Annotated in this window: 20 protein-coding genes; 12 read left to right on the plus strand and 8 right to left on the minus strand. The window is 56.6% G+C overall.

Going from position 1 to position 22,221, the window contains the following annotated elements:
* Positions 1-48: 48 nt before the first annotated feature.
* The 5 genes from BQ8011_RS05165 to BQ8011_RS05185 all read left to right on the plus strand — a co-directional run bounded on the left by BQ8011_RS05165 (position 49) and on the right by BQ8011_RS05185 (position 5,574).
* On the plus strand, positions 49-2,007 hold the full coding sequence (locus BQ8011_RS05165) for a glycosyltransferase (RefSeq protein ID WP_083429936.1): 1,959 nt from the start codon (positions 49-51) through the stop codon (positions 2,005-2,007).
* Positions 2,008-2,105: 98 nt separating this feature from the next.
* A complete protein-coding gene (locus BQ8011_RS05170; protein WP_072455415.1) occupies positions 2,106-3,242 on the plus strand; it encodes an acyltransferase family protein in 1,137 nt (378 codons plus the stop codon).
* A 188-nt stretch (positions 3,243-3,430) separates the two neighbouring features.
* Positions 3,431-4,387 carry a glycosyltransferase gene (locus BQ8011_RS05175; protein WP_072455417.1) on the plus strand — a complete coding sequence of 319 codons (957 nt, stop codon included), beginning with the start codon at positions 3,431-3,433 and terminating at the stop codon, positions 4,385-4,387.
* 17 nt (positions 4,388-4,404) lie between these two features.
* Complete coding sequence (locus BQ8011_RS05180; RefSeq protein ID WP_072455419.1) at positions 4,405-4,845, plus strand: GtrA family protein; 441 nt, start codon at positions 4,405-4,407, stop codon at positions 4,843-4,845.
* A 48-nt stretch (positions 4,846-4,893) separates the two neighbouring features.
* Positions 4,894-5,574 carry a hypothetical protein gene (locus tag BQ8011_RS05185; protein WP_072455421.1) on the plus strand — a complete coding sequence of 227 codons (681 nt, stop codon included), beginning with the start codon at positions 4,894-4,896 and terminating at the stop codon, positions 5,572-5,574.
* A 65-nt stretch (positions 5,575-5,639) separates the two neighbouring features.
* On the opposite strand, the gene BQ8011_RS05190 is transcribed toward BQ8011_RS05185, so the two are convergent.
* Positions 5,640-6,374: a TIGR03089 family protein gene (locus BQ8011_RS05190; RefSeq protein ID WP_072455423.1), complete on the minus strand. Its 735-nt coding sequence runs from the start codon at positions 6,372-6,374 to the stop codon at positions 5,640-5,642.
* A 274-nt stretch (positions 6,375-6,648) separates the two neighbouring features.
* Between BQ8011_RS05190 and BQ8011_RS05195 the strand changes: the two genes are divergently transcribed.
* Genes BQ8011_RS05195 through BQ8011_RS05205 form a run of 3 tightly spaced genes read left to right on the plus strand, consistent with a single transcriptional unit; the run spans position 6,649 to position 11,376 of the window.
* Positions 6,649-6,945: a WhiB family transcriptional regulator gene (locus BQ8011_RS05195; RefSeq protein ID WP_034502825.1), complete on the plus strand. Its 297-nt coding sequence runs from the start codon at positions 6,649-6,651 to the stop codon at positions 6,943-6,945.
* Positions 6,945-9,986 carry a glycosyltransferase family 2 protein gene (locus tag BQ8011_RS05200; RefSeq protein ID WP_072455425.1) on the plus strand — a complete coding sequence of 1,014 codons (3,042 nt, stop codon included), beginning with the start codon at positions 6,945-6,947 and terminating at the stop codon, positions 9,984-9,986. Before BQ8011_RS05195 ends, BQ8011_RS05200 begins: the two co-directional genes overlap by 1 nt.
* The gene (locus BQ8011_RS05205) at positions 9,970-11,376 is read left to right on the plus strand and encodes a DUF5719 family protein (RefSeq protein ID WP_231945273.1); all 1,407 of its coding nucleotides are present in this window, start codon (positions 9,970-9,972) and stop codon (positions 11,374-11,376) included. Before BQ8011_RS05200 ends, BQ8011_RS05205 begins: the two co-directional genes overlap by 17 nt.
* Positions 11,377-11,405: 29 nt before the next feature.
* Here BQ8011_RS05205 and BQ8011_RS05210 read toward each other — a convergent pair whose 3' ends face one another.
* The gene (locus tag BQ8011_RS05210) at positions 11,406-11,825 is read right to left on the minus strand and encodes a metallopeptidase family protein (RefSeq protein WP_072455427.1); all 420 of its coding nucleotides are present in this window, start codon (positions 11,823-11,825) and stop codon (positions 11,406-11,408) included.
* Between the two features lie 94 nt (positions 11,826-11,919).
* On the opposite strand from BQ8011_RS05210, the gene BQ8011_RS05215 reads away from it, so the two are divergent.
* Complete coding sequence (locus tag BQ8011_RS05215) at positions 11,920-12,429, plus strand: DUF3499 domain-containing protein (RefSeq protein ID WP_072455429.1); 510 nt, start codon at positions 11,920-11,922, stop codon at positions 12,427-12,429.
* On the opposite strand, the gene BQ8011_RS05220 is transcribed toward BQ8011_RS05215, so the two are convergent.
* Complete coding sequence (locus tag BQ8011_RS05220) at positions 12,426-13,265, minus strand: RDD family protein (RefSeq protein WP_072457666.1); 840 nt, start codon at positions 13,263-13,265, stop codon at positions 12,426-12,428. The genes BQ8011_RS05215 and BQ8011_RS05220 overlap by 4 nt on opposite strands.
* A gap of 19 nt (positions 13,266-13,284) precedes the next feature.
* On the opposite strand from BQ8011_RS05220, the gene BQ8011_RS05225 reads away from it, so the two are divergent.
* Positions 13,285-14,274, plus strand: coding sequence for a stage II sporulation protein M (locus BQ8011_RS05225; protein WP_072455431.1), 990 nt, complete (start codon positions 13,285-13,287; stop codon positions 14,272-14,274).
* Between the two features lies 1 nt (position 14,275).
* Here BQ8011_RS05225 and BQ8011_RS05230 read toward each other — a convergent pair whose 3' ends face one another.
* The 5 genes from BQ8011_RS05230 to BQ8011_RS09240 are packed head-to-tail and all read right to left on the minus strand — an operon-like array spanning position 14,276 to position 19,671.
* Positions 14,276-15,574: a DUF58 domain-containing protein gene (locus BQ8011_RS05230; RefSeq protein ID WP_231945274.1), complete on the minus strand. Its 1,299-nt coding sequence runs from the start codon at positions 15,572-15,574 to the stop codon at positions 14,276-14,278.
* A 35-nt stretch (positions 15,575-15,609) separates the two neighbouring features.
* Positions 15,610-16,587, minus strand: coding sequence for an AAA family ATPase (locus BQ8011_RS05235; RefSeq protein WP_072455435.1), 978 nt, complete (start codon positions 16,585-16,587; stop codon positions 15,610-15,612).
* Positions 16,584-17,738: a DUF4350 domain-containing protein gene (locus BQ8011_RS05240; RefSeq protein ID WP_072455437.1), complete on the minus strand. Its 1,155-nt coding sequence runs from the start codon at positions 17,736-17,738 to the stop codon at positions 16,584-16,586. Before BQ8011_RS05240 ends, BQ8011_RS05235 begins: the two co-directional genes overlap by 4 nt.
* Positions 17,735-18,367: a DUF4129 domain-containing protein gene (locus tag BQ8011_RS05245; protein WP_072455439.1), complete on the minus strand. Its 633-nt coding sequence runs from the start codon at positions 18,365-18,367 to the stop codon at positions 17,735-17,737. Before BQ8011_RS05245 ends, BQ8011_RS05240 begins: the two co-directional genes overlap by 4 nt.
* Entirely contained in the window at positions 18,367-19,671 is a 1,305-nt protein-coding gene (locus BQ8011_RS09240) for a DUF7847 domain-containing protein (protein WP_072455441.1), read from the minus strand. The genes BQ8011_RS05245 and BQ8011_RS09240 overlap by 1 nt, the downstream gene beginning before the upstream one ends.
* A gap of 173 nt (positions 19,672-19,844) precedes the next feature.
* On the opposite strand from BQ8011_RS09240, the gene mtrA reads away from it, so the two are divergent.
* Complete coding sequence (mtrA, locus tag BQ8011_RS05255; protein ID WP_072455443.1) at positions 19,845-20,528, plus strand: MtrAB system response regulator MtrA; 684 nt, start codon at positions 19,845-19,847, stop codon at positions 20,526-20,528.
* Positions 20,525-22,219, plus strand: coding sequence for an MtrAB system histidine kinase MtrB (gene mtrB / locus BQ8011_RS05260; RefSeq protein WP_231945275.1), 1,695 nt, complete (start codon positions 20,525-20,527; stop codon positions 22,217-22,219). The genes mtrA and mtrB overlap by 4 nt, the downstream gene beginning before the upstream one ends.
* The last annotated feature ends 2 nt before the right edge of the window (positions 22,220-22,221 follow it).

Genomic DNA, 22,221 nt, shown 5'->3' on the forward strand with positions numbered 1-22,221 from the left:
TTCTCACATAGACTTGCCACATAAGTGCACACAATGAAGGAGTGTCGCGTGAAAGAAAAAAGTGAAGCGGTCGCTGAAAGAACTGTGACCGAACAGCAGTGGGTTCCCGTTCAGCGCGTAGTGTTTCCAGGAGAAAGCGACACCTCGTTGTGGCCGCTCTATGTGGACTGGGGAGTTGCCCCTTCCAGCGCGGCGCTGAGTGCGTCGCAAGGAGACGAGAAGGCCCTGACTCTTCGGCAGTTTGAGATGCCGCGCGGCGTCGACGCAACACGCACGTCAATGCTCATTCCTGCTCGTGAACGTCTCTCCCTTGCAACCTACTTCAATGCATTCCCTGCCTCCTATTGGCAGCGTTGGACGGATGTTCGAAATATTCGTCTGACTCTGAAGCTGTCAAAGAGGGCCGTTGTTGAGGTCATGCGTTCTTCTGCGCGCGGTACTTTTACTCCCGTTGCAACCCGGGCAGGATCTGGTGAACTGAGCTTTGATATTCCGCTGAACCGTTTCGGTGACGGTGGCTGGATCTGGCCGGAAATCACTGCTCTCAAGGAAGACGTCGAACTGGAATGGGGAACCTGGTCAGTGCCTACGCGCGAAGGTGACCGTCACGCCAATGTGACCGTGGGTATCACCACCTACAACCTTCCTGAAGACTGCTTGACGCAAGCGGAGCGCTTCCAAGCAGAACCCGATGTCCTTGAACACATCGCCGAGATTCTCATTGTCGATCAGGGCAATAAGAACGTGAAGGACTGCGAGCGTTACCCGCGTCTTCAAGAAGAACTGGGAAGTAAACTCCGTGTCATCGAGCAGGCGAACCTGGGTGGTTCCGGTGGCTTCTCTCGCGGCATGTACGAGATGCTCAAGAACCCCGATTCGGACTACGTCCTGCTGCTCGACGATGACGCCGTCATCGAGCCTGAAGGTTTGCTCCGCGCCCTCGCCTTCGCAGAGCACACGCTGACCCCGACGATTGTCGGCGGCCACATGTTCAATGCGAATGAGCGTACGATCTTGCACTCGATGGGTGAGACTATCGATGCTCACAAGTTCTGGTGGGGAGCTGTCAACCCCGAACTCGCAACGGTTGACTTGGCTCAGCGCACCATCCGCAATGATCCTCGCCTGAACCGCCGCATCGATGTTGCCTACAACGGTTGGTGGATGTGCTTGATCCCCAAGCCCGTCGTTGCTGAGATCGGTCTATCCCTGCCCTTCTTTATCAAGTGGGACGACTCCGAATACGGTCTGCGTGCAGCAGAGCACGGATTCCCGACGGTCTCTCTGCCCGGCGCTGCCGTGTGGCACGTGCCGTGGACCGAAAAAGACGACGGTCTGGATTGGCAGGCTTACTTCCACCAGCGCAACCGTTGGGTTGCAGCACTGCTGCACTCTCCCTACCCGCGCGGTGCATCCTTCCCGAAGACTTCGCTGGCCTCGGACGTTCGCGCGCTGCTCTCGCTGCAGTACTACAGCGCCGATCTGCGCCGCCAAGGACTCAAGGATGTCTTGCTTGGCCCTGGCCACCTGCACCCGTCAATGCACACCCGCGCTGCGGAGGCACGTGCTAAGGCAAAGGAATACACGGACGCGCGCCTGATGACTGAGGCCGCAGACTTTCCGGCGGTGCATCGCAAGAAGCCCGCTCCAGTGGGAACAAAGCCGGATTCACGTGCCCAGTTCATCTCGAAAGCAATCGCTGGTATCACCAAGCAATTCCTGCCTGAAGGAGAACACCGTGAAGATCGTGTTGAGGATGTTCTCTCCAGCACGGATGCTCGTTGGTGGAGGCTCGCAAACCTCAACTCTGCGCTGGTATCGAACGCAGAAGGCTCCGGAGCATGGCGCTACCAGCGCGATGCCAAGCACTACCGTCGTGCTCTGACAGAGAGCATTGCGCTACACGCGGAGCTCATTCGTCGTTGGGCCTCGCTCAGTCGTGAGTATCGGGAAGCTCTTCCAGAACTGGTCTCCGTCCAGGCTTGGGAAAAGACTTTCGGTCTGTGAGATAAGGGAAGGTGCGAGCGGCTCAAACTGCTCACACCTTCCCTTATTCACGCGAAAATGAGTTCTTGATCTGTCGATCATAGGTGGAAAGAACAAAAATGAGTGCTGCACAAATTGGGAAGCCAGCCGCGAAACGTCATTGGGAACTCGAACTTCTGCGTATATTCTCGATGTTCCTTATTGTCGCGACGCACTATTTTGCTTCCGATGATTCTCCCTCACGGATAGATCCAGCACTCGCCCAGTCATGGAAATCAGCACTCCACGCGGTCACGATCATGCCGGGACAAGTAGGCGTGACGATTTTCGTTCTTATCTCAGCCTACTTTTTATCACGTAGTACACGCAGCCCGTTCACACGAGTAGCAAAAATCTGGATTCAGACCTTCATATATTCGTGTGGATTATGGGGTGCTTACTTTGTTCTCTCGCTCCTTGTAGGATCCAGCCAGTATTTTGTCAATCCTCGTTCTATCCTGATGTCCGTATTCCCAGTGACATTCGGAGCGTACTGGTTCATCAGTGCATACGTTGTGATGGTGATTGTCGCGCCCTATATCAATATTCTTCTTGACGCGACCTCAGCTCGGCAGCACGGGGCACTGCTGTGCCTATCGCTGTGGATTACCTTTATCTGGCATATTCTGAACCCGGCAAACACATGGGCTTTTACCGATGCGTCCTATCTGTGCACTCTCTATCTCATCGGGGCTTTGATTCGTCGACACGAAGATCGCCTGCCTCGCGTGCGTTGGTATTTCGCGATGGTGATGATGATACTCTGTGCGCTCATTTGCATGGTTGGTACGCATACAATTGCGGGTTCTTCTTTCCTCAGGGAACAGTTGTACTACCCAGGAAATCTCTTCACAGCCGGTACGGGGGCGTCTCCGATCCTTTCCGTGATTTGTGGCGTGCTTATTTTCATCATGACGCTTCAGTACATTTCAGGCCGTACGCATGCTTCGACGCATGAGAGAATCTCTTCCCTTGTCCTGACGCTTTCTCCAGCAACTTTTGGCGTCTATCTTCTTCACGAGAACTTTATTTTTAAGCCCCACCTGTGGGGACTTGTTTTCTCGGTTCCCAGCCCCAGTGGAGTATGGCGACTTGCATACGCGTCTTTGAGTATCGTGCTTATTTATCTGGTGCTTTTAGCTGTATGTTTCGTAATTTTTCGGCTCGTTGTTCAGCCGTGCGAAAAAGCTTTTTTGAAAGTGCTTTCCCGGCCCTAGAGTGCGGGCTTGCCGGCGGCTTCTTCCTCGACGAATACCTGAGTACAAGCATCCGAACAATCCCGAGGGCGTCAAATAAGGTAATTGTCTGCGCCAAGCGCTGTTAGAAAACAGACTTGCCGGGGGCGCTGTCTCGCTAAATTGCAGTGATCTTCGCTAGGCTATACGCATGAGTGCAGGCTCTGCCTGTGACCCCCGACGTCGGAGAAAAGGAATTCAAGGTGCGTATCGCAGCAATCGTCCCGTGCTACAACGAAGAAGCCGCAGTTGGCACAGTTGTCACGGACCTGAAGAATGCAGTTCCCGGAATTGAAGTCTACGTGTACGACAACAACTCTTCGGATCGCACCGCTGAAGTTGCAGCCGCAGCCGGCGCAATCGTTCGCACTGAAACCCGCAAGGGTAAGGGCAACGTTGTGCGTCGTGCCTTCGCAGATATCGATGCCGATGTTTACGTGATGATCGATGGTGACGATACCTATGATGCTTCGGCAGCGCCCGAAATGATCGACCTGTTGGTTCGCGAAAACCTTGATCATGTTCTGGGCTGCCGTGTTGACGACAAGGACAACTCCGCTTACCGCCCGGGCCATGCCCAGGGCAATAAGATGTTCAACTCCCTGGTTGGCTTCCTCTTCGGAGATACTGTCACCGATATGCTCTCCGGCTACCGTGTTTTCTCTCGCCGTTTCGTGAAGTCCTTCCCGGCGCTTTCTCGTGAGTTCGAGATTGAAACCGAACTCACGGTCCACTCCATGGCATTGCGCGTTCCTCAGGCCGAGTACGGTGTCGGCTTCAAGGATCGCCCCGCGGGCTCAGAATCCAAGCTGCGTACTTTCCACGATGGCTTCCGTATTCTCGGGCTGATTGGTCGCTTGGTTGCGCACGAACGCCCCATGGCTTTCTACGGGATCTTCTCCGCAATCTTCATGCTTCTGGCCCTGTGCTTCGGAGCTCCCGTCATCTGGCATTTCATCCAGGCAGGCAATGTTCCGAAGCTCCCCAGCGCTGTATTGGCATCTTCGCTGGTCATAGTCGGCGTCTTGTCCTTCGTGGTTGGACTGCTGCAATCGGGTAACTTGAAGACCCGCCGCGAAGCCATGCGCTTGGCGTACCTGCGCTACTCTTCGGTGCTCCCGAACTGATAAGCGACAGCGCATCTATGAACGTCTTTCAAAAGGCGTGGAAACGTCTTCTTGAAGCGGGTTCCTTCTACCGTTACCTCTTGGTGGGTGTTGGAACCTCGCTTCTGGACTTTACGCTATTTTCACTGCTTTCGGTGGGCTTCGATCTTCCGGTGATCCCGTCGAATATCACCTCGACAGTCATCACCGTATGCGTGAGCTACTGGATTAATCAGCACTTCGTCTTCCAAGCAAAAGGTTTTTCCTGGGCTTCGTTCTTTTCTTTTGCGGGATTGACTCTTTTTACGGGAATGGTCCTTCAATCCGCCATCATTTGGGTGATTGTCCACGGTCTTCCAGCTCTTGGATTGGGGATTTCGCTGTCCCTACTCAAGCCAGCCGCAAAGATCGTTGCCATGGGCACCGGAGCAGTGTGTAACTACTTGGGGTACAGGTTCATTTTTACCCGCAAGAAGTAGATATACTTCCTTCCAACACGTCCACACAACGCTGTTGGAGGTTCTGTCATGCGTGGTCCCATCAATAAAGTGTCTGCCGTCGCATTCATCGGTCTGTTTAGCCTTACTCTGGCTGCCTGCACGGCCCACACAGGCGGCGGGAATGCGCCGAACTCTCCCTCGGCCTCGGCAAGCGGGAATGGAACGCAGGGGAGTGCGCAAAGCGAGGCTTCCCAAAGTTCTTCTCCCACGACCTCGACGCAAAGTGCCACGGCGAATGCTGAAGATAGGGGAGTGACCCCAACTCTTGGCACGATTCCCCAGGGGGCAAGCCGCTTGGAGGATGTCGGAGATGCCAGAGGAATCTGGGTGAATTCACCCTCTGGAAACATTCACTGTTGGTTTGCCGGCGACCTTTTGCAACTGTGCATGGTCGATTCCTATCGAGTAGATAAGCCCTACGGCGAGCAGGTGCTATTCCCAGGTTCACAGCCGATTGCGAAAGATACCATTTTTTTCGCAGGTTATTCCGAAGATCGGGAAATGCCAGAAATTGCCGCTCGTCGAGATGGACCCCTTCCTACGAACCAGGGCGAGCGTTTGCGAACCCTTTCCTATGGAGAGAGCGTTTATGCTGGCAATGACGTGTGTGCCAGCACAAGCGAGGCAATGGTTTGCTGGGATACCGAAACCGGTGATGGAGCAAAGATCAATCGAGCAGGAACAGAGATCTTTCACCTGAAGAAGTGATGAGGTCTTCACCCGCGCCATTAACGGACTGTTGAGCAGTCCCTTGCACGCAGCACTTTCAGGTTCTAATCCAGGATAAGGCGGACCTTTTCGCTGGCGAAGATCTCCTGAGCCTTCTGGGCGCCATAATGCGACTTGTCGACGACCACTACGCCGTGGCCATCCATCCACAGGCGCGTAAGCAGGGGAGCGCTTGGGAAGTTTTCGGTGTAGAGGCCGAGGCGCGTAGGCGTCCCCAGTTCCGAGGCCGCACTGAACAGGGCATCTTCGTCGGCCTCTACTTGTGCAATGTAGTCATCTAGGCCTGGGGCACTCTCCAATGCCTCGTACTCAAATTGATCGCTTTGAGCCATAAGCTCGGCCAGTGCGTCAAGGATCCCAGCGGGTAAAGAACCTCCCCAACGCATAGCCAGGGGAGCGGTGGAATGGGCCAGGCGCCATGCTCCAGTGCTTGCTTCAAGGGGTGCAAGCTCGTCGCTCACGTGCACATCGAAGCTGAAAGCGATGCTGGGTGAATCCTGAGAAAGTGTGCCACTCTGGGTCTCCCAGCCCATCAAATCAGTGCTGACCTGCCAAAATATACTCTGCCAGCCCGCTGGGAGGTTAATGAGGATGCGCGGAGTAGTTTCATTGTCACCAAAGAGGTTGGGGCTCAGGTCTGATGCAAGTAAATTCGCCATTTTTGCGACCCAGCGAGCCGCCACGGGACCCGAGATTTCATCTCGAAAACTGTGATAGTGGGTCAAGATTGGACGATTCGCGTTCTGGGCGACGGAGAGAAAATGTGAGATAGCTTGCATGAAAAAAGGGTAGCTGAAATGGCGGAAATATGCTGTTTTTGCCTTAATTTCTCAGGAAGCATTCAGAAAGATGTTCAGGTTTTGGCGTAATTCCGCGGAAATGGCGGTTTTGTGCGCTTTTGGACTTGCACAAAGTGTCAATTCGTGCAGTGTTTTCACCCCCTATTTTCGCCGCCTTCTTTAACCTCAATCGGCTTGACAGGTGCGAACGACACGCGTGTAATTCTCGTATTGACCTTTTTGTTACAAACCATCACACAGAGGGGAAAATATCGTGTGGAACATTCTGGGTGAAGGACCGATCCAGTGGTCCGACACTTCCGATGTCGAAGACCTTCCCTTCTCCGACGGCCCCCTTGCCTGGCAACAGCACGCGCTGTGCGCGCAGACCGATCCGGAAGCATTCTTCCCTGAAAAGGGAGGTTCAACTCGTGAAGCCAAGGCTGTTTGTCAATCCTGCGAGGTGCGTCAGCAGTGCCTCGAATATGCTCTGGCCAATGATGAACGCTTCGGTATCTGGGGTGGCCTGTCTGAGCGCGAACGTCGTCGTCTGCGTCGCTCGGCCATCTAATGGTGCGCACGAGCCCCTCGTATGAGGGGACTGTTGCAGCAATCATCGTCGCACGGGGAATGACCCCCGCGCTGCGTTCACTTCTTGACGCTCTCGATAAACAATCTCGACTCCCAGACCAACTCATCGTCTGCGATGTTCGTGCTCCCCGCACTTCACCCTTATCCTCCGGTCAGGTCATCGTCGCTGAAGACCTCCCAGAAGGTGCGCTTCTTTTTTCTGCCGGCCGAACTCGAAATCTCAGCGATACCCTTGCCAAACTGGCTAAGGACAAAGAATGCGGGCAATTGCTGCAAGGCCATGACTGGCTATGGGTCCTGCACGATGACTGCGAGCCATCCCCGAACTGCCTCGAAGAACAACTGAAAGCTGCAGGCCAGGGCCCCTCCATCGCAGCCGTTACTCCAAAGATTTTTCGCCCGGATGGAACTCTGTGTGAGTTAGGAATTCGCGCAACATCTTCGGGACGTCGAGTCCCCGAAGTTTTTGACGGCGAAATCGATCAGGGGCAGTACGACGGAACAAGCGATGTACTTGCCGGAGGTAGTGCGGGACTCCTTGTCCTAGCGAAGGCATATTCACACGTTGGCGGTTTTGATCGTGCACTTGGCCCCTACAATGAGGGCCTCGAACTGTGTTGGCGCCTCCACCGCAGCGGATATCGCGTTGTCGCAGCTCCCGACGCTCACCTGACCCACTTCCAGCTGTCCTCCCCACGCAAGCTTCGCACGGCCTCGGCACTGCGTATCCGCCGCTCAAGTGAGTTCTACTTTGCAACGCTGATTTCCAGCCCCGCGTCTCTCATTGCGAAGACCCTGGCCTCCCTCGTGTGGATTCCCCTCACATGCCTGGGTCTTCTCCTGTGCGGGCGAGCGTCAGCAGCCTATGCGCGCTTCTTTGCATGGCTTGGACTCTTCGCTCATTTTCCCCACATTCTTGCCTCCCGCTCGCGCCACAGTCGTTGCGCAAGTCAACCGCGCTCAAGCTTGCGCCCCCTGCTCACGAGCCGCTGGGATGCCACGCGAATGCGGCGTGTACGGCGCAGCGCTCACCTTGACGATACACAGGGATCATGGAAAGACGCTCTGCGTGAAAAGCGCAGGAGTGACATCGGACTACGCCTCATCACCTGCGTGGGTCTTCTTGTCCTAAGCTTGTGGATCTTCCGCTCGGACCTCGGCGGGATCAGCGGGGGAGCATGGCGGAGCTTACCCGAAGGCTTCACCGACCTGTGGACCTACGCTTGGTCCGGCTGGCTTCCTGCGGGTGACGGAAACGCGCACGCGGTCGATCCGATCGTCCTGATCTGGAGCATCGTCTGCGCTCCCTTTGCCCTGATCCGAATCTCTCCTACGGCTGTTCTCCATATTCTTCTGATCGCTGCCCCCGCATGGGCCGCATGGAATTTGGACACTCTTGCCTCGCGCTTCACGAGTAACTCGACCATCCGCGTGGCTCTCATGTGTCTATGGGCGGCAATGCCCAGCGCACTTTTGGCGATGATGAGCGGGCGAATGGCCTCGCTGATTGTCCACGTTTTTCTTCCTCTGTGGTTTGGGTCCCTGCATGATCTCTCCAGCGGCGAGAGCTTCATGATGCGTCGCTCGTGGGCGCGCGCAGCGATTGTTGGAGCGATCCTCATTGCGGCATATCCGCTTCTTGCTCTCCTTGCGCTGCTTGCATTGCTGCGTGTGCCCGCACGCGCATCGACGCTTCTTCCGGGCCTGCTACTTACCCTTCCCTTCCTTATCGATGCAGTGGCCGCGCGCGCTTGGCCGGCCCTCCTCATCCCTGCCGAGGCCGCTGCTTCCTTCCAGCGATCACCCTACGGTTTGGGTGCGTGGGGGCTCCCCGCAGCTTCCTCACTTCAGTGGATGATCATTTCAGCGTTGGTCCTGATCTGCGTGTGGGCTTGGGCTGTGTTCGCTCTTCTTCGCGCGCTTCGCCATCATCGAGGCGAGACTTCCTTCCCCGCGGCTCTTCCACTGCTCATGGCGGGAGTTGTCGCCGCCGGCTTGGGTGCACTCCTGGTTTCGCGCCTTGCAGTAGACTCCGATAGCTCCGCGATCTTCGGCTGGGGTGGTGCGCTCTCAAGCCTCCAGATGCTGCTCCTGATTCTGGTGATCCTCAGCTGCGCCGAAGAAACGCAATCCACGTCAAAGTTCGGGCGCCTTGCATTGACAAGCGTGGCGTGCATCGCCTTGATTCCATTCCTTATCATGAGCACCTCGGCTTGGCTTCCTCTTATTCCTTCAGATCAGTGGAGTGCGCGCTTCGCGGGCACCCAGGTCCCGCTCGTATCTCGTTACGCGCAGAACTCTTCGAGGGACGCGCGAGTTATGGTCATGAACATTGGTGCCGACGGCGACCTCGACGTACGAATCTGGCGCGAGGCGGGGCCAGCGTGGAGCGAACACTCCACCGTGGCCTCGTGGATCAAACTGCATGAGCGAATGAACGCGAGCAGCGACGCTGCTTCCTCGCAATTGTCCACGTCAATCGCAACGCTGGTTTCTTTCCCGGATGATGCTACTGCCAGGCACTTGGCTCTTCACGACATCGACACGATCATCGTGAAGTCCTCAGGCCCCGCTGCCGCGTCCATTACACAGACCTTGGATCGTGCGCCGGGAATTGAAAAAATTGGTGAAACAGAAGCGGGAAGTGCGTGGCGAGTGCGCCCCGATGGAAGCAAACCTGCGCGCTTGTGCTTTACCGAGGCCTCGAAAGAGGCTCCCTGCGTTGAGCTTGCTAGCGGGGTTATCGGTGCCCGAACAAGCGTTTCTGGTCCAGGCGTTGTGCGACTTGCTGAACGATCCAATCCTCATTGGATTGCCACGCTCAACGGGAAACGTTTGAGCGCAGCTGAGCCGACGAACGGCTGGGGACAAGCCTTCACCGTTCCCGAAGCTGGCGAAGTGACTCTTAGCTACTATTCCCCGCTGATCCTTGCGTGGAAGATTGCCTGCGCGGTAGGCGCAGTGATTCTTCTCGCCGCGCTCCTTCGAGGAAGAAAGGACGAGTATGACAACGCCGAATAGAAACCGCATACTCGCCCTGATAAGTGTTCCAGCTGCGCTTGGCCTTCTGGGCGCCGGATCCTGGGGAGTGGGCCGGGTATTTCATGATCCTTCGCTCCCTTCTGCGCAGATCGTTCACGCCAGTCCCGAGACCCTCAATTACGCGTGTCCGCCCGGGATCATTAACCCCTTTGATCTTGATGGGAAAGTCGCTTCTCCTACCTTGTGGAACTCCGCTGGAACAATAGAGAAAGAGCGGAATTTTCAGGTATTGCACGCAGATACATCTGCCAAGACGCTTCCTGCATCACTGGGAGTTCTTGGCCAGGGCGGGGGAGAACTGCGCGGTTTGAGCATGAGCTCGTGTCAGTTGCCTTCAACAGATCAGTGGAGCGTGCTGGGGTCCTCGACGACGGGCGAAGATCTTGTCCTCACTTTTGCCAATCCCAATTCTTCTCCTTCTGTGGTGAGCCTGGAGGCATTCGGACTCAATGGGCCGCTCGGGGTGAAAACGCACCAGCTCACTGTTCCCGCACATTCGACGCAATCCGTGCTGGCTGGCGGTCTCTTCCCCGAAGAAACTGCCCTTGTTCTTCATATTCGCGCTGATGGACAAGGCGTGGCTACATGGACTCAGAGCTCAGCCATGCAGGGAGAAACACCCAAGGGGACGACGACAATCCCCGCCGCGCGGCCTCGTGAAGAGACCGTGCTGCAAGGCGTATCCATTCAGGGGACAAGCACCCTGCGTCTCTTTGTTCCGCCCTCAGGAAACTCCGATGATGCTAGCGCACACGTCAGCCTGAGCTACACGAGCGAGGCCGGGACTTTCAATGTCCCCGGTGGCGAGATGGATATTAGCGCGGGAACGGTCGTTGATGTCCCACTCAGTGGAATGACCGATGAGCGCTATACGTTGCGTGTCCATGCTGATCGAGCCTTGGTAGCACAGATTGTCACGAATACGGAGCAAGAGGAATACTCAGAAGGCTCCCGCTGGGCAATGCGTTCCAGCATCGCGGCTTCTCCTGCGCTCATTCGCGCCGAGCTTCCCTCCTCGCAGCGCGTTGAATCGATGGTGCGCGAAAGCCTGAGCGCCACCGCACTTCGAGCAACCGCCCAAGAAAAACCCAGCGGTGTCAGTGAAATCCACTCACGGCTCATCATCACTCCCGTGCATTCGCAAAGCGGAGTTCAGCTCAGCCTTGGCACGCAGACGGTGACCGTGGAAGCGGGGAAGACCTTGAGTCTGGATCTTCCGTCTGCAGATTCCGTGGTCCTGGAATCTCCCAGCCAGGTGGCTGTCGCCCTCGAGGTCAAGGCACAAACTCCCAGCGGAACTTTGCGTGCGCTGTGGCCGCTGAGTGCGGATGACGTCGAGCAGGCCTCGGCTGCAATTACCATCAACTAGCGCCCGGCTTGCGTAAGATTCTCACGCACCTAGGAAAGCGAATCTAGGTCCTGCGGGGGAATGTAGAGAACGTGTGAGATTCTTTCAGCGATCAGGGTGCGAAGTGCCCCGTAGAGGTCCTGGGCGGGAACGCGCATAGCCACCGGGAGTCGGTAGATAACAATGCGGTCTCCCAATCCCTTGCGTCGGTCAGCGGGGAAAACTCGTGCAAGAACAACGCCGTGCTCTTCCCAGGAGGCCGGATCTGAGGGCGGAACATCCTCCGTGGCAAATTCGATGCGGGCAACTTCGGGCCAACGCTCGCTGAGCTCATTAATGACCGCAGCAACAGTGGCATCAAAAATCTCCCGACGAGTTTTCCACGCGGGGAGCCCAGGAAAAAGGCGCACGTAGCGTGGGTGACGACCGTGCCGATCGCGCGAACGAGGAAAAGCTGATGGGAGAGCCATAAACACAAGCCTAACCCGCGTGGAGGCGCGCTCAGCTCAAGACCTGCCGAAGTAGGGGACCCAAGGGATAGTCAAAATGCCGTATTGTAGAGCGGTGATCTCGGTTCGACACTGTTCTAAACCCGGCTGCTCACGGCCGGCTGTTGCCACATTGACCTACGACTACTCGGATTCCACCGCAGTCGTCGGGTCCCTGTCAGCCTCCGCAGATCCTAACGCCTACGATCTGTGCGAGAACCACGCCAATAGCCTGACGGTTCCTCGTGGATGGCAGATCGTTCGCCTGCAGACCAACTTTGAGCCGGCACCTCCCTCGGGCGATGACCTCATGGCTCTTGTCGATGCCGTGCGTGCGGCCGCCGCGCACACCCGCAATCGATCTCACGAGGCCGAGCAGCAGAGCGCGCAAACGCCCGCTTCACCGTCTATCCCGACCGCGGCCTCGTCCCCGGCTGAATTTGGTCCTTTTGCGCAGCGCGGTAAAGAAGAAGCGACCGAACCCTCGAGTCCTCTTGATCCAAATTCCCCGTGGGCGCGTAGACGCGCGCAATTCCGCCTGATCACCGATGATCAAATGGAACAAGGAACAGCTACGGAAAACTAAATTCCGAAGGGCGTACGCTCGATCTGTTCGCGACGACGCTCAAGAACATCCTGCCTGCGCAATTCCTTCGCATATTCGCGATCCCGCAAAACCACGAGGACAGCCGCGATGAAACGTTCCGGGTTGACGGTCGTGGGAGGCGCGGGAGATACGAAAGCAGCAAGCCTTCCAGCTAGAGCATTCGCAATTGACATGCGAAGAGGCGCGGTAATTTCGCGGTTCGTCCGTAAGAACTGCATGCACTCGTACTGGACACGATCGGGGATAGGCATCACTTGTGCCTGAGAAGCCCACTCGGCACAGTCGGGGGGCATGACCAACGGAGGATAGAACACGGGTTCTGGGACCTTCACAACGATCGTACCCGCAGCAAGGTCCCCCAAACGAGTGGCTTTAGGGGAGAACATCGTGGACATGAAAGCGAAGAAACCCAAACAAATGTAGGTCTCGACAATCGCAGTCAAAGAACGCACCAGCGTATGTCGAACGGTGATGATCCCACCGTCACGACGAACAACCTTGATGTTAAACGCCCACTTTCCCAAAGAATAACCGCGCGTGAAGGCCTCGATGAGGAAGGGAAGGAGGACAAAGGAGAAAAAGATCAGGAAGACGGTCAACGACCTATTGAGGGTCGATGGGAGTCCATAGACGATGTCGTAACGGACGACGGCGAACATTAAAATGAGGAAGGTTCCCGCATAGAGCGTGAGATCCATGAGAAAGGCGCCGGTCCTCATGAAAGGTGAGGCTGGGTTGAGATCGAGTTTAACGCCCTCGCCACTGACGAAAGATTCGTCAGAGATTCGTCGGACGGTTACAGGAAGCTCGCTCATGTATGACACTATATCTTGTATGGATATCGACGCACTAAAAGCTTCACATTTGCGCCACTGGGATCGCTTTCATCAATTGGCGCATTCGCGTCGACTTACCGGCCCGGAAATTGATGAACTCGCTGTCTTATACCGCCAGGTGACTAGTGATCTCGCAAAGGTGCGTTCTGAAAATCCTGATCCGGATGTTATTTCCTATCTTTCAGGGGAGCTTCTTCAGGCACGAGGAAGACTGACCGGAACTGAAGGGGCATCGTTGTGGGTCATCTCTCGCTGGTTCCGCTACGATTTGCCAGCGGCGTTGTACCGCATTCGATATCTGACGATCGCGGTCATGCTTGCTTTCATCGTCATGACGGCGATTCAAACGTGGTGGATTCTTCGAGACCCCGCGAATATGGCTCTTCTGGGCAGTCCCGAGGCGCTCAAGACCTATGCAAATAAGTCTTTTGTCAGCTACTACAGCCAAGATACTCATGCGCAGTTCATGACCTACGTGTGGACAAATAACGCGTGGATCGCGATTCAAGTAGTTGCCGGTGGAATCACGGGGTTCTTCCCTGCTTTCGTACTGTGGGGGAACGCCGGAGCGCTTGCCCAAAGCGCTGCAATCGTCATTCACTTCGCAGGACCCGGGCAGTTCTTCCGCTTTATTCTTCCCCATGGAATCCCAGAGCTCACCGCGATCTGGATTTCAACAGCAGCGGGACTTCGCCTGTTTTGGGCGTGGATCGTTCCCGGAAAACGCACGCGCACTCAGGCACTGGCAGAAGCGGGGCGTTCGATGATTACGGTTGCTCTGGGCATGGTGATCATGCTCTTCTTCTCAGGCCTTATTGAAGGCTTCGTGACCCCCTCTGATCTTCCCACCTGGGCGAAGATCACCTGCGGCGTTGTCTTAACCGCACTCGTGTGGATTTACACCTTTGTCGTTGGGCGCAGGGCATATCGAGCCGGCGCAACAGGAGACCTGGAAGAGGACGCGGGTTACTCGACCCCCGTCATCTGATTTAGAGCTTGCCCGCCTTCTTCAAGGCGATGTAGGTGTCAGCAAGACGCGCGGGTAAGAAACCGGCATCGCAGTCGATCACATAGGCCCCCACGCTGCGCGCATCGCGTGCCCCTGCGTCCAGATCGCGACTTGTGGCGCTTGCTGCTGCAGCCGTGAAAGTCGAGGGTGCATCGGTCCAATCTGTGCTCATGCGACCCAGCTCCGGATCGCGTGCACCAGCAACGATGACGCGGTGGCGCTTGCTGAGGGTCGCGATGGCCTCGGAGAAATCAACATCGGTGGCGGCTGGGGGAATCTCGGTCAGCAAGACAACGAGGCCGGGGTGACGCAGGCGCTTATCGACCGCGTTGATGACCAACTGCCAGTCGAGGGGAAGCAAGGAAGGCTGGACGCGCGAAAATGCCTGCGCGGCCTCGCGAATCAAAGCACCCGCACGCTGCTGCGCAAGATCTTCGTGAATCTCACGGTCGACAACAAGCATGTGCACCTGATCGCCCGCGCGATCGGCAAGAACCCCCAAAAGGAGGGCAGCTTCGATCTGAGCGTCTAAACGAGGGGCAACTCCCAGCTCAACGAGGTCCTTATCGCCCAAATCTGCTTCTTGAGGCTCACCCAAGAGCATTGCACCCGAACGTCCGGCATCGACGACAATCATGACGTGACGATCGCGCTCAGGACGCCACGTACGCACCACTAAGTCAGATGAGCGGGCCGAGGCTCGCCAGTCAATATCGCGTGGGTCATCACCGCGGACATACTCGCGAAGCGAATCAAACTCGGTACCGGGACCGCGCAAAACCGTTGCGGTCGTTCCCTCAAGTTCATGCAAGCGTGCAAGACGCGAAGGCAAGAGCCTCTTCGCGCGGAAGGGCGGTAAAACATTGAGGTTGAGTGGCGCAACGATTGAGGTTTGGCGCGCGGCCATACGCAAAGGACCCCAGGAACGAACCGTCACATAGTCAGCGCGAATACTGCCTCGACGTTCAAGGTGGAGGGTTGTTGTCACTCGCGATTCCATCTCCGGTTGGGCAACAAGCGAATGCGAGTAGGGAGAGGGGTGGGTCGAGGGCGGCCACGCATCACGGAGGTCAAGGCGCATCGGGACAGGGGCGCGAAGAACGATACGCGAGTGGGCGGGGTTTCCGACCGGAATTGGAGTATCGATCGAACGCTCGATGCTCAATTGTCGCGGCGAAGGCGCCATTGTTGCATCAAATGCCCACAGGAGGGCACACAGGACCAACCACCCGAAGAAGAAGAGCGACGTCGGGAAGAAAAAGAGGGGAATGATCCCCACAAAAACGGGGATGCTAGCGCGCCATGACAGAGCCATCAGCGAGGTACCGGGACCTGTTCCAGGATCGAGGAGATGACAGAGTGGGCGTTGAGGCCTTCGAGCTCCGCTTCGGCCTTCATGCTGAGGCGGTGCGTAAGAACAGAGTGGGCCATTGCCTTGACATCGTCGGGAGTGACGAAAGAGCGGCCCTGGAGGAAGGCCCAGACGCGGCACACGCGGAGCAAAGCCGTGGCGCCACGAGGCGACACACCGATCCGCACCGCGGGTGAGGTGCGGGTGGCTCGGATCAGGTCAACCATGTAGGTCAGCACTGCGGGAGAAACCTCGATGCGGGCGGCGCTCTCGCGTGCTGCGAGGATATCAGCGGCGTTGGCGACCGGATGCAGGTCGGCGGAGGCCAGGTCGCGCGGGTTGAAGCCGTTTTGGTGGCGCAGAAGAATATTGAACTCTTCATCGCGTGAGGGCAGCTCAAGGTCGATCTTGAGGAGGAATCGGTCCAGCTGGGCCTCGGGGAGGGGATAGGTGCCCTCGTATTCGACGGGGTTTTGCGTCGCGATCACCATGAAAGGCGAGGCAAGGGGACGCGTCTGTCCATCGACGCTGACCTGGTGTTCTTCCATTGCTTCAAGAAGAGCCGACTGGGTCTTGGGAGGCGTGCGGTTGATTTCGTCCGCCAGGAGAAGATTCGTGAAGATCGGACCGGGGCGGAATTCGAATTCGCTCTTGCCGTTGTCCCACACGAGTGAACCCGTGATATCGGCGGGCATGAGGTCTGGAGTGAACTGGACACGAGTCATTTCCAAGTCCACACATCGCGCTAAGGTGCGAACCAAGAGTGTCTTGGCAACGCCGGGGACACCTTCAAGAAGCACATGTCCATCGGCGACAAGGGCAATGATCAGGCCGGTAAGTGCGCCTTCTTGACCGACAACGGCCTTGGCGATTTCTGAGTGCAAGGACACCAAAGCGTCACGAACATCGTGACCTTGGGGCGGGGTTGCAGGTTGAGTCATCGGTAATCAATCTCCTGTGTGAGCGCGGTCAGTTGTTCGGCCAAAGTGACCAATTCAGCGTTGGATGTGGGAGGAGGCCCCCACAGTAGTGCGGTGACGTGGGAATTGAGCAGGCCTCGAGCTTCGAGTGCGCGCTCGAGGGTTTCCCGTGGTGCCTGCGGATCGAGTCCGAGGTGGCGCGCAATGTTTGTTGCAGCTTCGATCCGCAAAAGGCGTGCCGCGTGGCCGTGCTCGTTTTGGGTGGCCATGAGGCGCCCGCGTCCACGCGTCGTCTCCGAGGAAGGAACGTAAGAGGGAAGATCTTCGGGCACGAGGCGACCCATCCGTTGGCCTCGGGAAATACCAATTACCGTGATCCCAGCCCCCAGCATCATGACCATGGGGAGGAACCAGGAGGGAGTGAGGGACGCGGTATCTGGTTCGTCAAGACTGTCCGAGTAATTGGCGTTGTACCACAAGATCACGGGCTTTTGAGCCATTGCATTGATGAGCATCGAGGCGTTGCCTTCTTGGTCGATATTCCCATTCGTTGCAATTTCAGAATCGGCAAAAACAGCACGGAAGTAGTTGCCTTCGCTCTTCTCGAGGTAGGCGTAGGCGCCGTTTGAAGGGAAACACTTGGTCCAGCCGCTTTCGGTCGTGTTGATGAGCTGTCCGTTAGGATTCTCGATCTGCTTTGCGGCGCGTGCAGATTTTAGTTCGCACTGTGCGGTGAGCGTGTCGGGATTGTACGACTTCTTCTCGTAATTCGTTGTGATGTGAAGAGGCTCAAAATCGGTGCTTGGACGCTGCAAAAGATAGACGGCGCGCTGAAGCTGATCGTCAAGTTTTTGAGCGGTTGTCGTGGTCAAATCCTCGGGATCGGTGATGACCGCGGTTGTCTCGGGAGTTGAGCGTGCCACCAATTCTTGGATCGAGTGAATGTGAATGACCTTCACCCCGTGATGACGCATGGCATCTGCAAGAGCTTGGCTTCCCGAATTACCTGGATTCGACGGTGAGAGGGAGGAATAATCCGCCTCATTACGGGGAATGAGGGCGGTTGCAATCATGACTGATAGCGAAAAGAAGAAAACCATCACCAGCGGACGGATAGCTTTCCACCGCTGAGTGAGAGTGGGGGTGACGACGGCAGTTTGAGCACTTTTCATGCCGAGGTCCGCTTCTTTGCAGCCGGCGTGTAGGTGGAGATCAGTTGATCCATCTGTTCACACTCTGATGTGCTGGCGTGTGCATCACCGTAGCGCACTGCTGCGAAAGAGGAAGTTGCCTGATTGATGGCTACGGAAAATTGAGGGAGCGCGGAAATTGCTGCTTGGGCAGCCTCGTTGGCAGTTAAACCCGGAGTATCGCGAAGGATTCCGCCGCTGGCAAGATGAAGAACGAAAAGTCGGTAGGACCAAATAAGGACGGCATCGAGATCGCCCTGTGCTCGTGCTTGGGCGATCTTCTCTTTGACGTCGACAAGTGACAGCTCAGAATCGGCGTCAAACACTGCTGCGTGTCGAAGGCGTCGGCGCATGCGGATGGGATGCGTTGCGACAATGACGATCAAGGCGACAAGGACAACGCATAGAAGAAAGATAAAGAAACCTGCGATGGGGAAAGAAGCAGGTGCAGCGTGTGCTGCGCCTTGAAAAAGGCGATCAACAAGCCATGAGAAGAAGCGGGAGAGGGGAGAGGGCTGAGTGGGTTGATAGTCCGGACGCGAAAGCTCCGCTGACACCCACGACCGAGCTTCCTGGTCGTCGGGTGTCAGCGGAGCTTCACAAACGAACATCAGATGCGTGCAGCCTCTTCAGCGATCATGGGGGCAAGGTTTTCCTTGCGCATACGCTCATCGAGGTACATCAGCGTCTGGTACGAGGACTGAACCGGGATGATGACCGCGGAGACCAGCGTGGTCAGGAAGGACGAGATCAAGCTGGTGGTCATGGCGGTAGATAGCGAAGCGCCAACTCCCAAAATGGCCCCGATGATTGCGCCGAGGACCATGCCAATCACACCAACGACAAGGCCGATGATGATCAATCGGCCAAGGACTCGCCAGAAGGAGCCCTTGGACAGGTTCCACGAACGCTTGAGTGCATCAACCGGCCCCAAGCCTTCAAGGATCACTGCGAGCGAAATGAAGGCGAACTTCACCGAGAGGAAGCCCACGACGCAGAGCAAGGTGATGAACATGAGGAAAATCAACAGGCCGATCGAGCCTGCGCTTGCCATTGCCGAACCGTAATCTCCGCCGTAGGCGTATCCGGCTGTTCCCGCGCCGACCAAACCGATCAGAAGGAAGAACACGATGATGATGACCAGAGTGACACCGAATTGAATGGCGGCCAAGAGCAGAGTTGCGAGCAGCACCGGAACGATACGAGGTGAGAAACGGTTCCACGCATCAGCCGGCGTCGACTTACGGCCAAGAACTGCATCCCACACGGTCAGGGCCAGCATGCCAGCCAAGAAGGTCGTGCCGACGAAGCTGAAGAGCGATGAGACAAGGGTGCCGCTGAAGCTCGAAATCATCGAGTACACAGAGAAACTACCCGACATGATCGAGTTCGTCAGAGCCTGAATGCTGATTGCGGTGAAGATCGTCTCAACAAGGGCGACGACTGCCATAACCGCGAAGGCAAAACCGAACATGGTCTGCGGATTGACGCGAACCGCCTGGAAAGCGCCGGTCAGGATCTCGCCAACGGTGAGAGGACGCAGGGGAATAATACCGGGCTGGGCAACGGTCCACGCGGTTCCGCCCTGTCCTTGGGCTCCCTGCCATGCTGCTGCAGGCTGAGGAGCTGCGCCCCACTGCTGCTGGGGCTGTGCGGGCTGGGGCTGGGGTGCTCCCCAGGGCTGCTGGGGCTGTGCGGGCTGAGCCTGGGGTGCGTCCCACGGCTGCTGCGGCTGTGCCTGCTCGGGTTGAGCCGGGGCCTGGGGTGCTCCCCACGGCTGCTGTGCGGGCTGAGCTGCTTCAGCGGCTTGAGGAACCTGCGGTGTTGAGGGGACCGAACCCTGTGCAGGGTTCTGCTGAGAAGGGGACTGGGGTGCCCACGGATCGTTTGCGGGCGTGCCCTGAGGGTCAGACATTCTTACTCCTATATGGGTTATGTGTCTACCTTTACTGTGCCATTGTGCCACGTATTCAAGTAATCAGAAACAATCCAGAGTCGTGTCAGGTGATTTTCAGTCTTTTGAAGCCCTAAATATAGAAGAGGCCGCGTCTTTCGACATATCAACTGGATTCGTGACACAATCGTTATATGAGCTCACGGATCTTGGTTGTCGACGATGATGTCGCGCTGTCCGAAATGATCGGAATTATGTTGCACGCGGAAGGCTTCGAAGTTGCTGATTGTGCCGACGGTGCTCAGGCACTAGACGTATTTCACGCAAGCGCACCAGACTTGGTGCTTCTCGATCTGATGCTGCCCAATGTCGACGGAATTGAAATTTGTCGTCAAATACGCCGTGAGTCGGATGTCCCGATCGTCATGCTCACCGCCCGCTCCGATACGACGGATGTTGTTTCCGGCCTCGAAGCCGGTGCCGATGACTATGTCCCAAAGCCTTTTAAACCCAAGGAACTTGTCGCGCGAGTTCGCGCACGACTGCGCGGGCGCGACGATAGCGGGGAAGAACTGGTGCGCCTCGGGGACCTCACGATTGACGTCCAAGGCCACAGCGTTCACCGCTCTGGACAAGAACTTCCCCTGACTCCTTTGGAATTTGATCTGCTTGTGACGCTTGCCCGCTCACCGTGGAAGGTCTTCACTCGCGAAGAACTTCTTGAATCCGTGTGGGGGTACCGTCACGCCGCGGATACTCGTCTGGTGAATGTCCATGTGCAGCGACTGCGCTCCAAAGTTGAACGTGATCCAGATAATCCAGAGGTTGTCGTGACTGTCCGCGGTGTCGGCTACCGCGCGGGTAACGCTTCGTCATGACCGACAATGCTGGGGGGCCACTACTCCCGCACCCGCTCCCAGAGCATCGCTTAGCTCTACTTGAACGGATTACTCTGGCTTTGCGCGCCATCACGCGTCCCGTGCGGCAATGGAGCGGATGGAAACGCATTTCTCAGTGGGAAGCTCTTCAAGCAATTCGTAATTCAGCTTCTTTGCGTGCGGCCTCCTATCTTGCTGCTGTATCAATGGTCTTGATTCTGGTCGCGGGGACAATCGTTGCGGGGCAATTGCGCTCCAGCGTTTTTGAATCTCGTCGAAGCGCAATCTTGTCCGATGCTGCCTTACGTTTTTCCTCGGCTCAATCGGTTTTCGATCAATCAACTGCGTCGACACCAGACCAAATCCAAGAATCAACGCGTCAATTGGCGACTTCTTTGAGAGTCTCGGCGGCGGGCACGGGAGCTGTTTCTGTCTTACTGTTACGCTCGCCCGCTCAGAGTCAAACACTGAGGATTAACGAGATTGTTGATCCTTCGGTCCAAGGAGTGATTGGGAATGACATGCGACAAGCTGTTGCAGAGTCATCGGATCCCCAGTGGCAATCGGTGTCTATCCCTTCCGCGCAAGACTCCAGCGTTCGCGTCCCCGCCATTCTTGTCGGGACGAAAGTGCAGGTTCCTCGAGCAGGAACCCACCAGCTCTATATTGTTTATTCGCTCCAAGGCGATCAAGAGCGCATCAACACTGTCATGGGGATTTTGATCTTTGCAGGAATTCCTTTCCTTCTGCTCATTCCCGTGATCACCTTCATGCTGATCTATCACATTTTGGGACCTGTCCGACGAACTGCAGCTGCGGCTGGAAAACTTGCTGACGGAAATCTTGATGTGCGCATTGACGCCAGTGACACCCGCGGCACCGATGAAATGGCAAACCTTGGTCGTGCCTTCAACAACATGGCGCAGTCCCTAGAGAAGAAGATCGATGAATACGACGAGCTTGCCAGGCTTCAGCAACGTTTCGTTTCCGATGTTTCTCATGAGCTGCGTACTCCTTTGACGACGATCCGTATGGCCGAAGAGATGATTTGGGATCAGCGGCAGAGTTTCGATCCTGTAACGAATCGGAGCGCTGAATTGCTCCACGAACAGGTTGAGCGCTTTGATTCCATGCTTGCCGATCTTCTTGAAATCTCTCGGCACGATGCCCAATCGGTCGATCTGGTCGCCGAAAGCGTTGATCTGCGAAGCTTGGTCGCACGCGTTGTCCAGGCAAATAGCGAATTGGCACAAAGGCTTGGGGTTGAGGTGATCGTCGAATCGCCACACTACCGCTGCTCCGCGGAAATCGATGATCGCCGTATCGAGCGTGTGATCCGCAATCTTCTGGTGAATGCCTACGAGCACGCAGAGTCCAAACCTGTTGTTGTCACTCTCGCCGCCAATGACAGCGCAGTTGCCGTGCGCGTGCGCGATCATGGGGTCGGTATGTCTCCGGCAACTGTTGAGCGGGTTTTCGATCGGTTTTTCCGGGCAGATCCTGCGCGGGCTCGCACAACCGGCGGAACCGGCCTCGGCCTCGCAATTTCTTTGGAGGATGTTGCACTTCACGGGGGGACATTGCGCGCATGGGGTGAGCTAGGAGCTGGCTCATCCTTCATGATGACACTGCCCAGGAAAGTGGGAATTGCGATTGAAGCGGAGCCCCTTGAATTATGGGGACAGGAGTGAAT

This window comes from Actinomyces marseillensis, from assembly GCF_900155605.1.
GTDB classification, from domain to species: domain Bacteria; phylum Actinomycetota; class Actinomycetes; order Actinomycetales; family Actinomycetaceae; genus Pauljensenia; species Pauljensenia marseillensis.

Coding starts and splice junctions, on each gene's coding strand:
- BQ8011_RS05170 (WP_072455415.1), top strand. CDS start 2,106: ATGAGTGCTGCACAAATTGGGAAGCCAGCCGCGAAACGTCATTGGGAA.
- BQ8011_RS05180 (WP_072455419.1), top strand. CDS start 4,405: ATGAACGTCTTTCAAAAGGCGTGGAAACGTCTTCTTGAAGCGGGTTCC.
- BQ8011_RS05185 (WP_072455421.1), top strand. CDS start 4,894: ATGCGTGGTCCCATCAATAAAGTGTCTGCCGTCGCATTCATCGGTCTG.
- BQ8011_RS05190 (WP_072455423.1), bottom strand. CDS start 6,374: ATGCAAGCTATCTCACATTTTCTCTCCGTCGCCCAGAACGCGAATCGT.
- BQ8011_RS05200 (WP_072455425.1), top strand. CDS start 6,945: ATGGTGCGCACGAGCCCCTCGTATGAGGGGACTGTTGCAGCAATCATC.
- BQ8011_RS05205 (WP_231945273.1), top strand. CDS start 9,970: ATGACAACGCCGAATAGAAACCGCATACTCGCCCTGATAAGTGTTCCA.
- BQ8011_RS05210 (WP_072455427.1), bottom strand. CDS start 11,825: ATGGCTCTCCCATCAGCTTTTCCTCGTTCGCGCGATCGGCACGGTCGT.
- BQ8011_RS05220 (WP_072457666.1), bottom strand. CDS start 13,265: ATGAGCGAGCTTCCTGTAACCGTCCGACGAATCTCTGACGAATCTTTC.
- BQ8011_RS05225 (WP_072455431.1), top strand. CDS start 13,285: ATGGATATCGACGCACTAAAAGCTTCACATTTGCGCCACTGGGATCGC.
- BQ8011_RS05235 (WP_072455435.1), bottom strand. CDS start 16,587: ATGACTCAACCTGCAACCCCGCCCCAAGGTCACGATGTTCGTGACGCT.
- BQ8011_RS05240 (WP_072455437.1), bottom strand. CDS start 17,738: ATGAAAAGTGCTCAAACTGCCGTCGTCACCCCCACTCTCACTCAGCGG.
- BQ8011_RS05245 (WP_072455439.1), bottom strand. CDS start 18,367: ATGTTCGTTTGTGAAGCTCCGCTGACACCCGACGACCAGGAAGCTCGG.
- BQ8011_RS09240 (WP_072455441.1), bottom strand. CDS start 19,671: ATGTCTGACCCTCAGGGCACGCCCGCAAACGATCCGTGGGCACCCCAG.
- mtrA (WP_072455443.1), top strand. CDS start 19,845: ATGAGCTCACGGATCTTGGTTGTCGACGATGATGTCGCGCTGTCCGAA.
- mtrB (WP_231945275.1), top strand. CDS start 20,525: ATGACCGACAATGCTGGGGGGCCACTACTCCCGCACCCGCTCCCAGAG.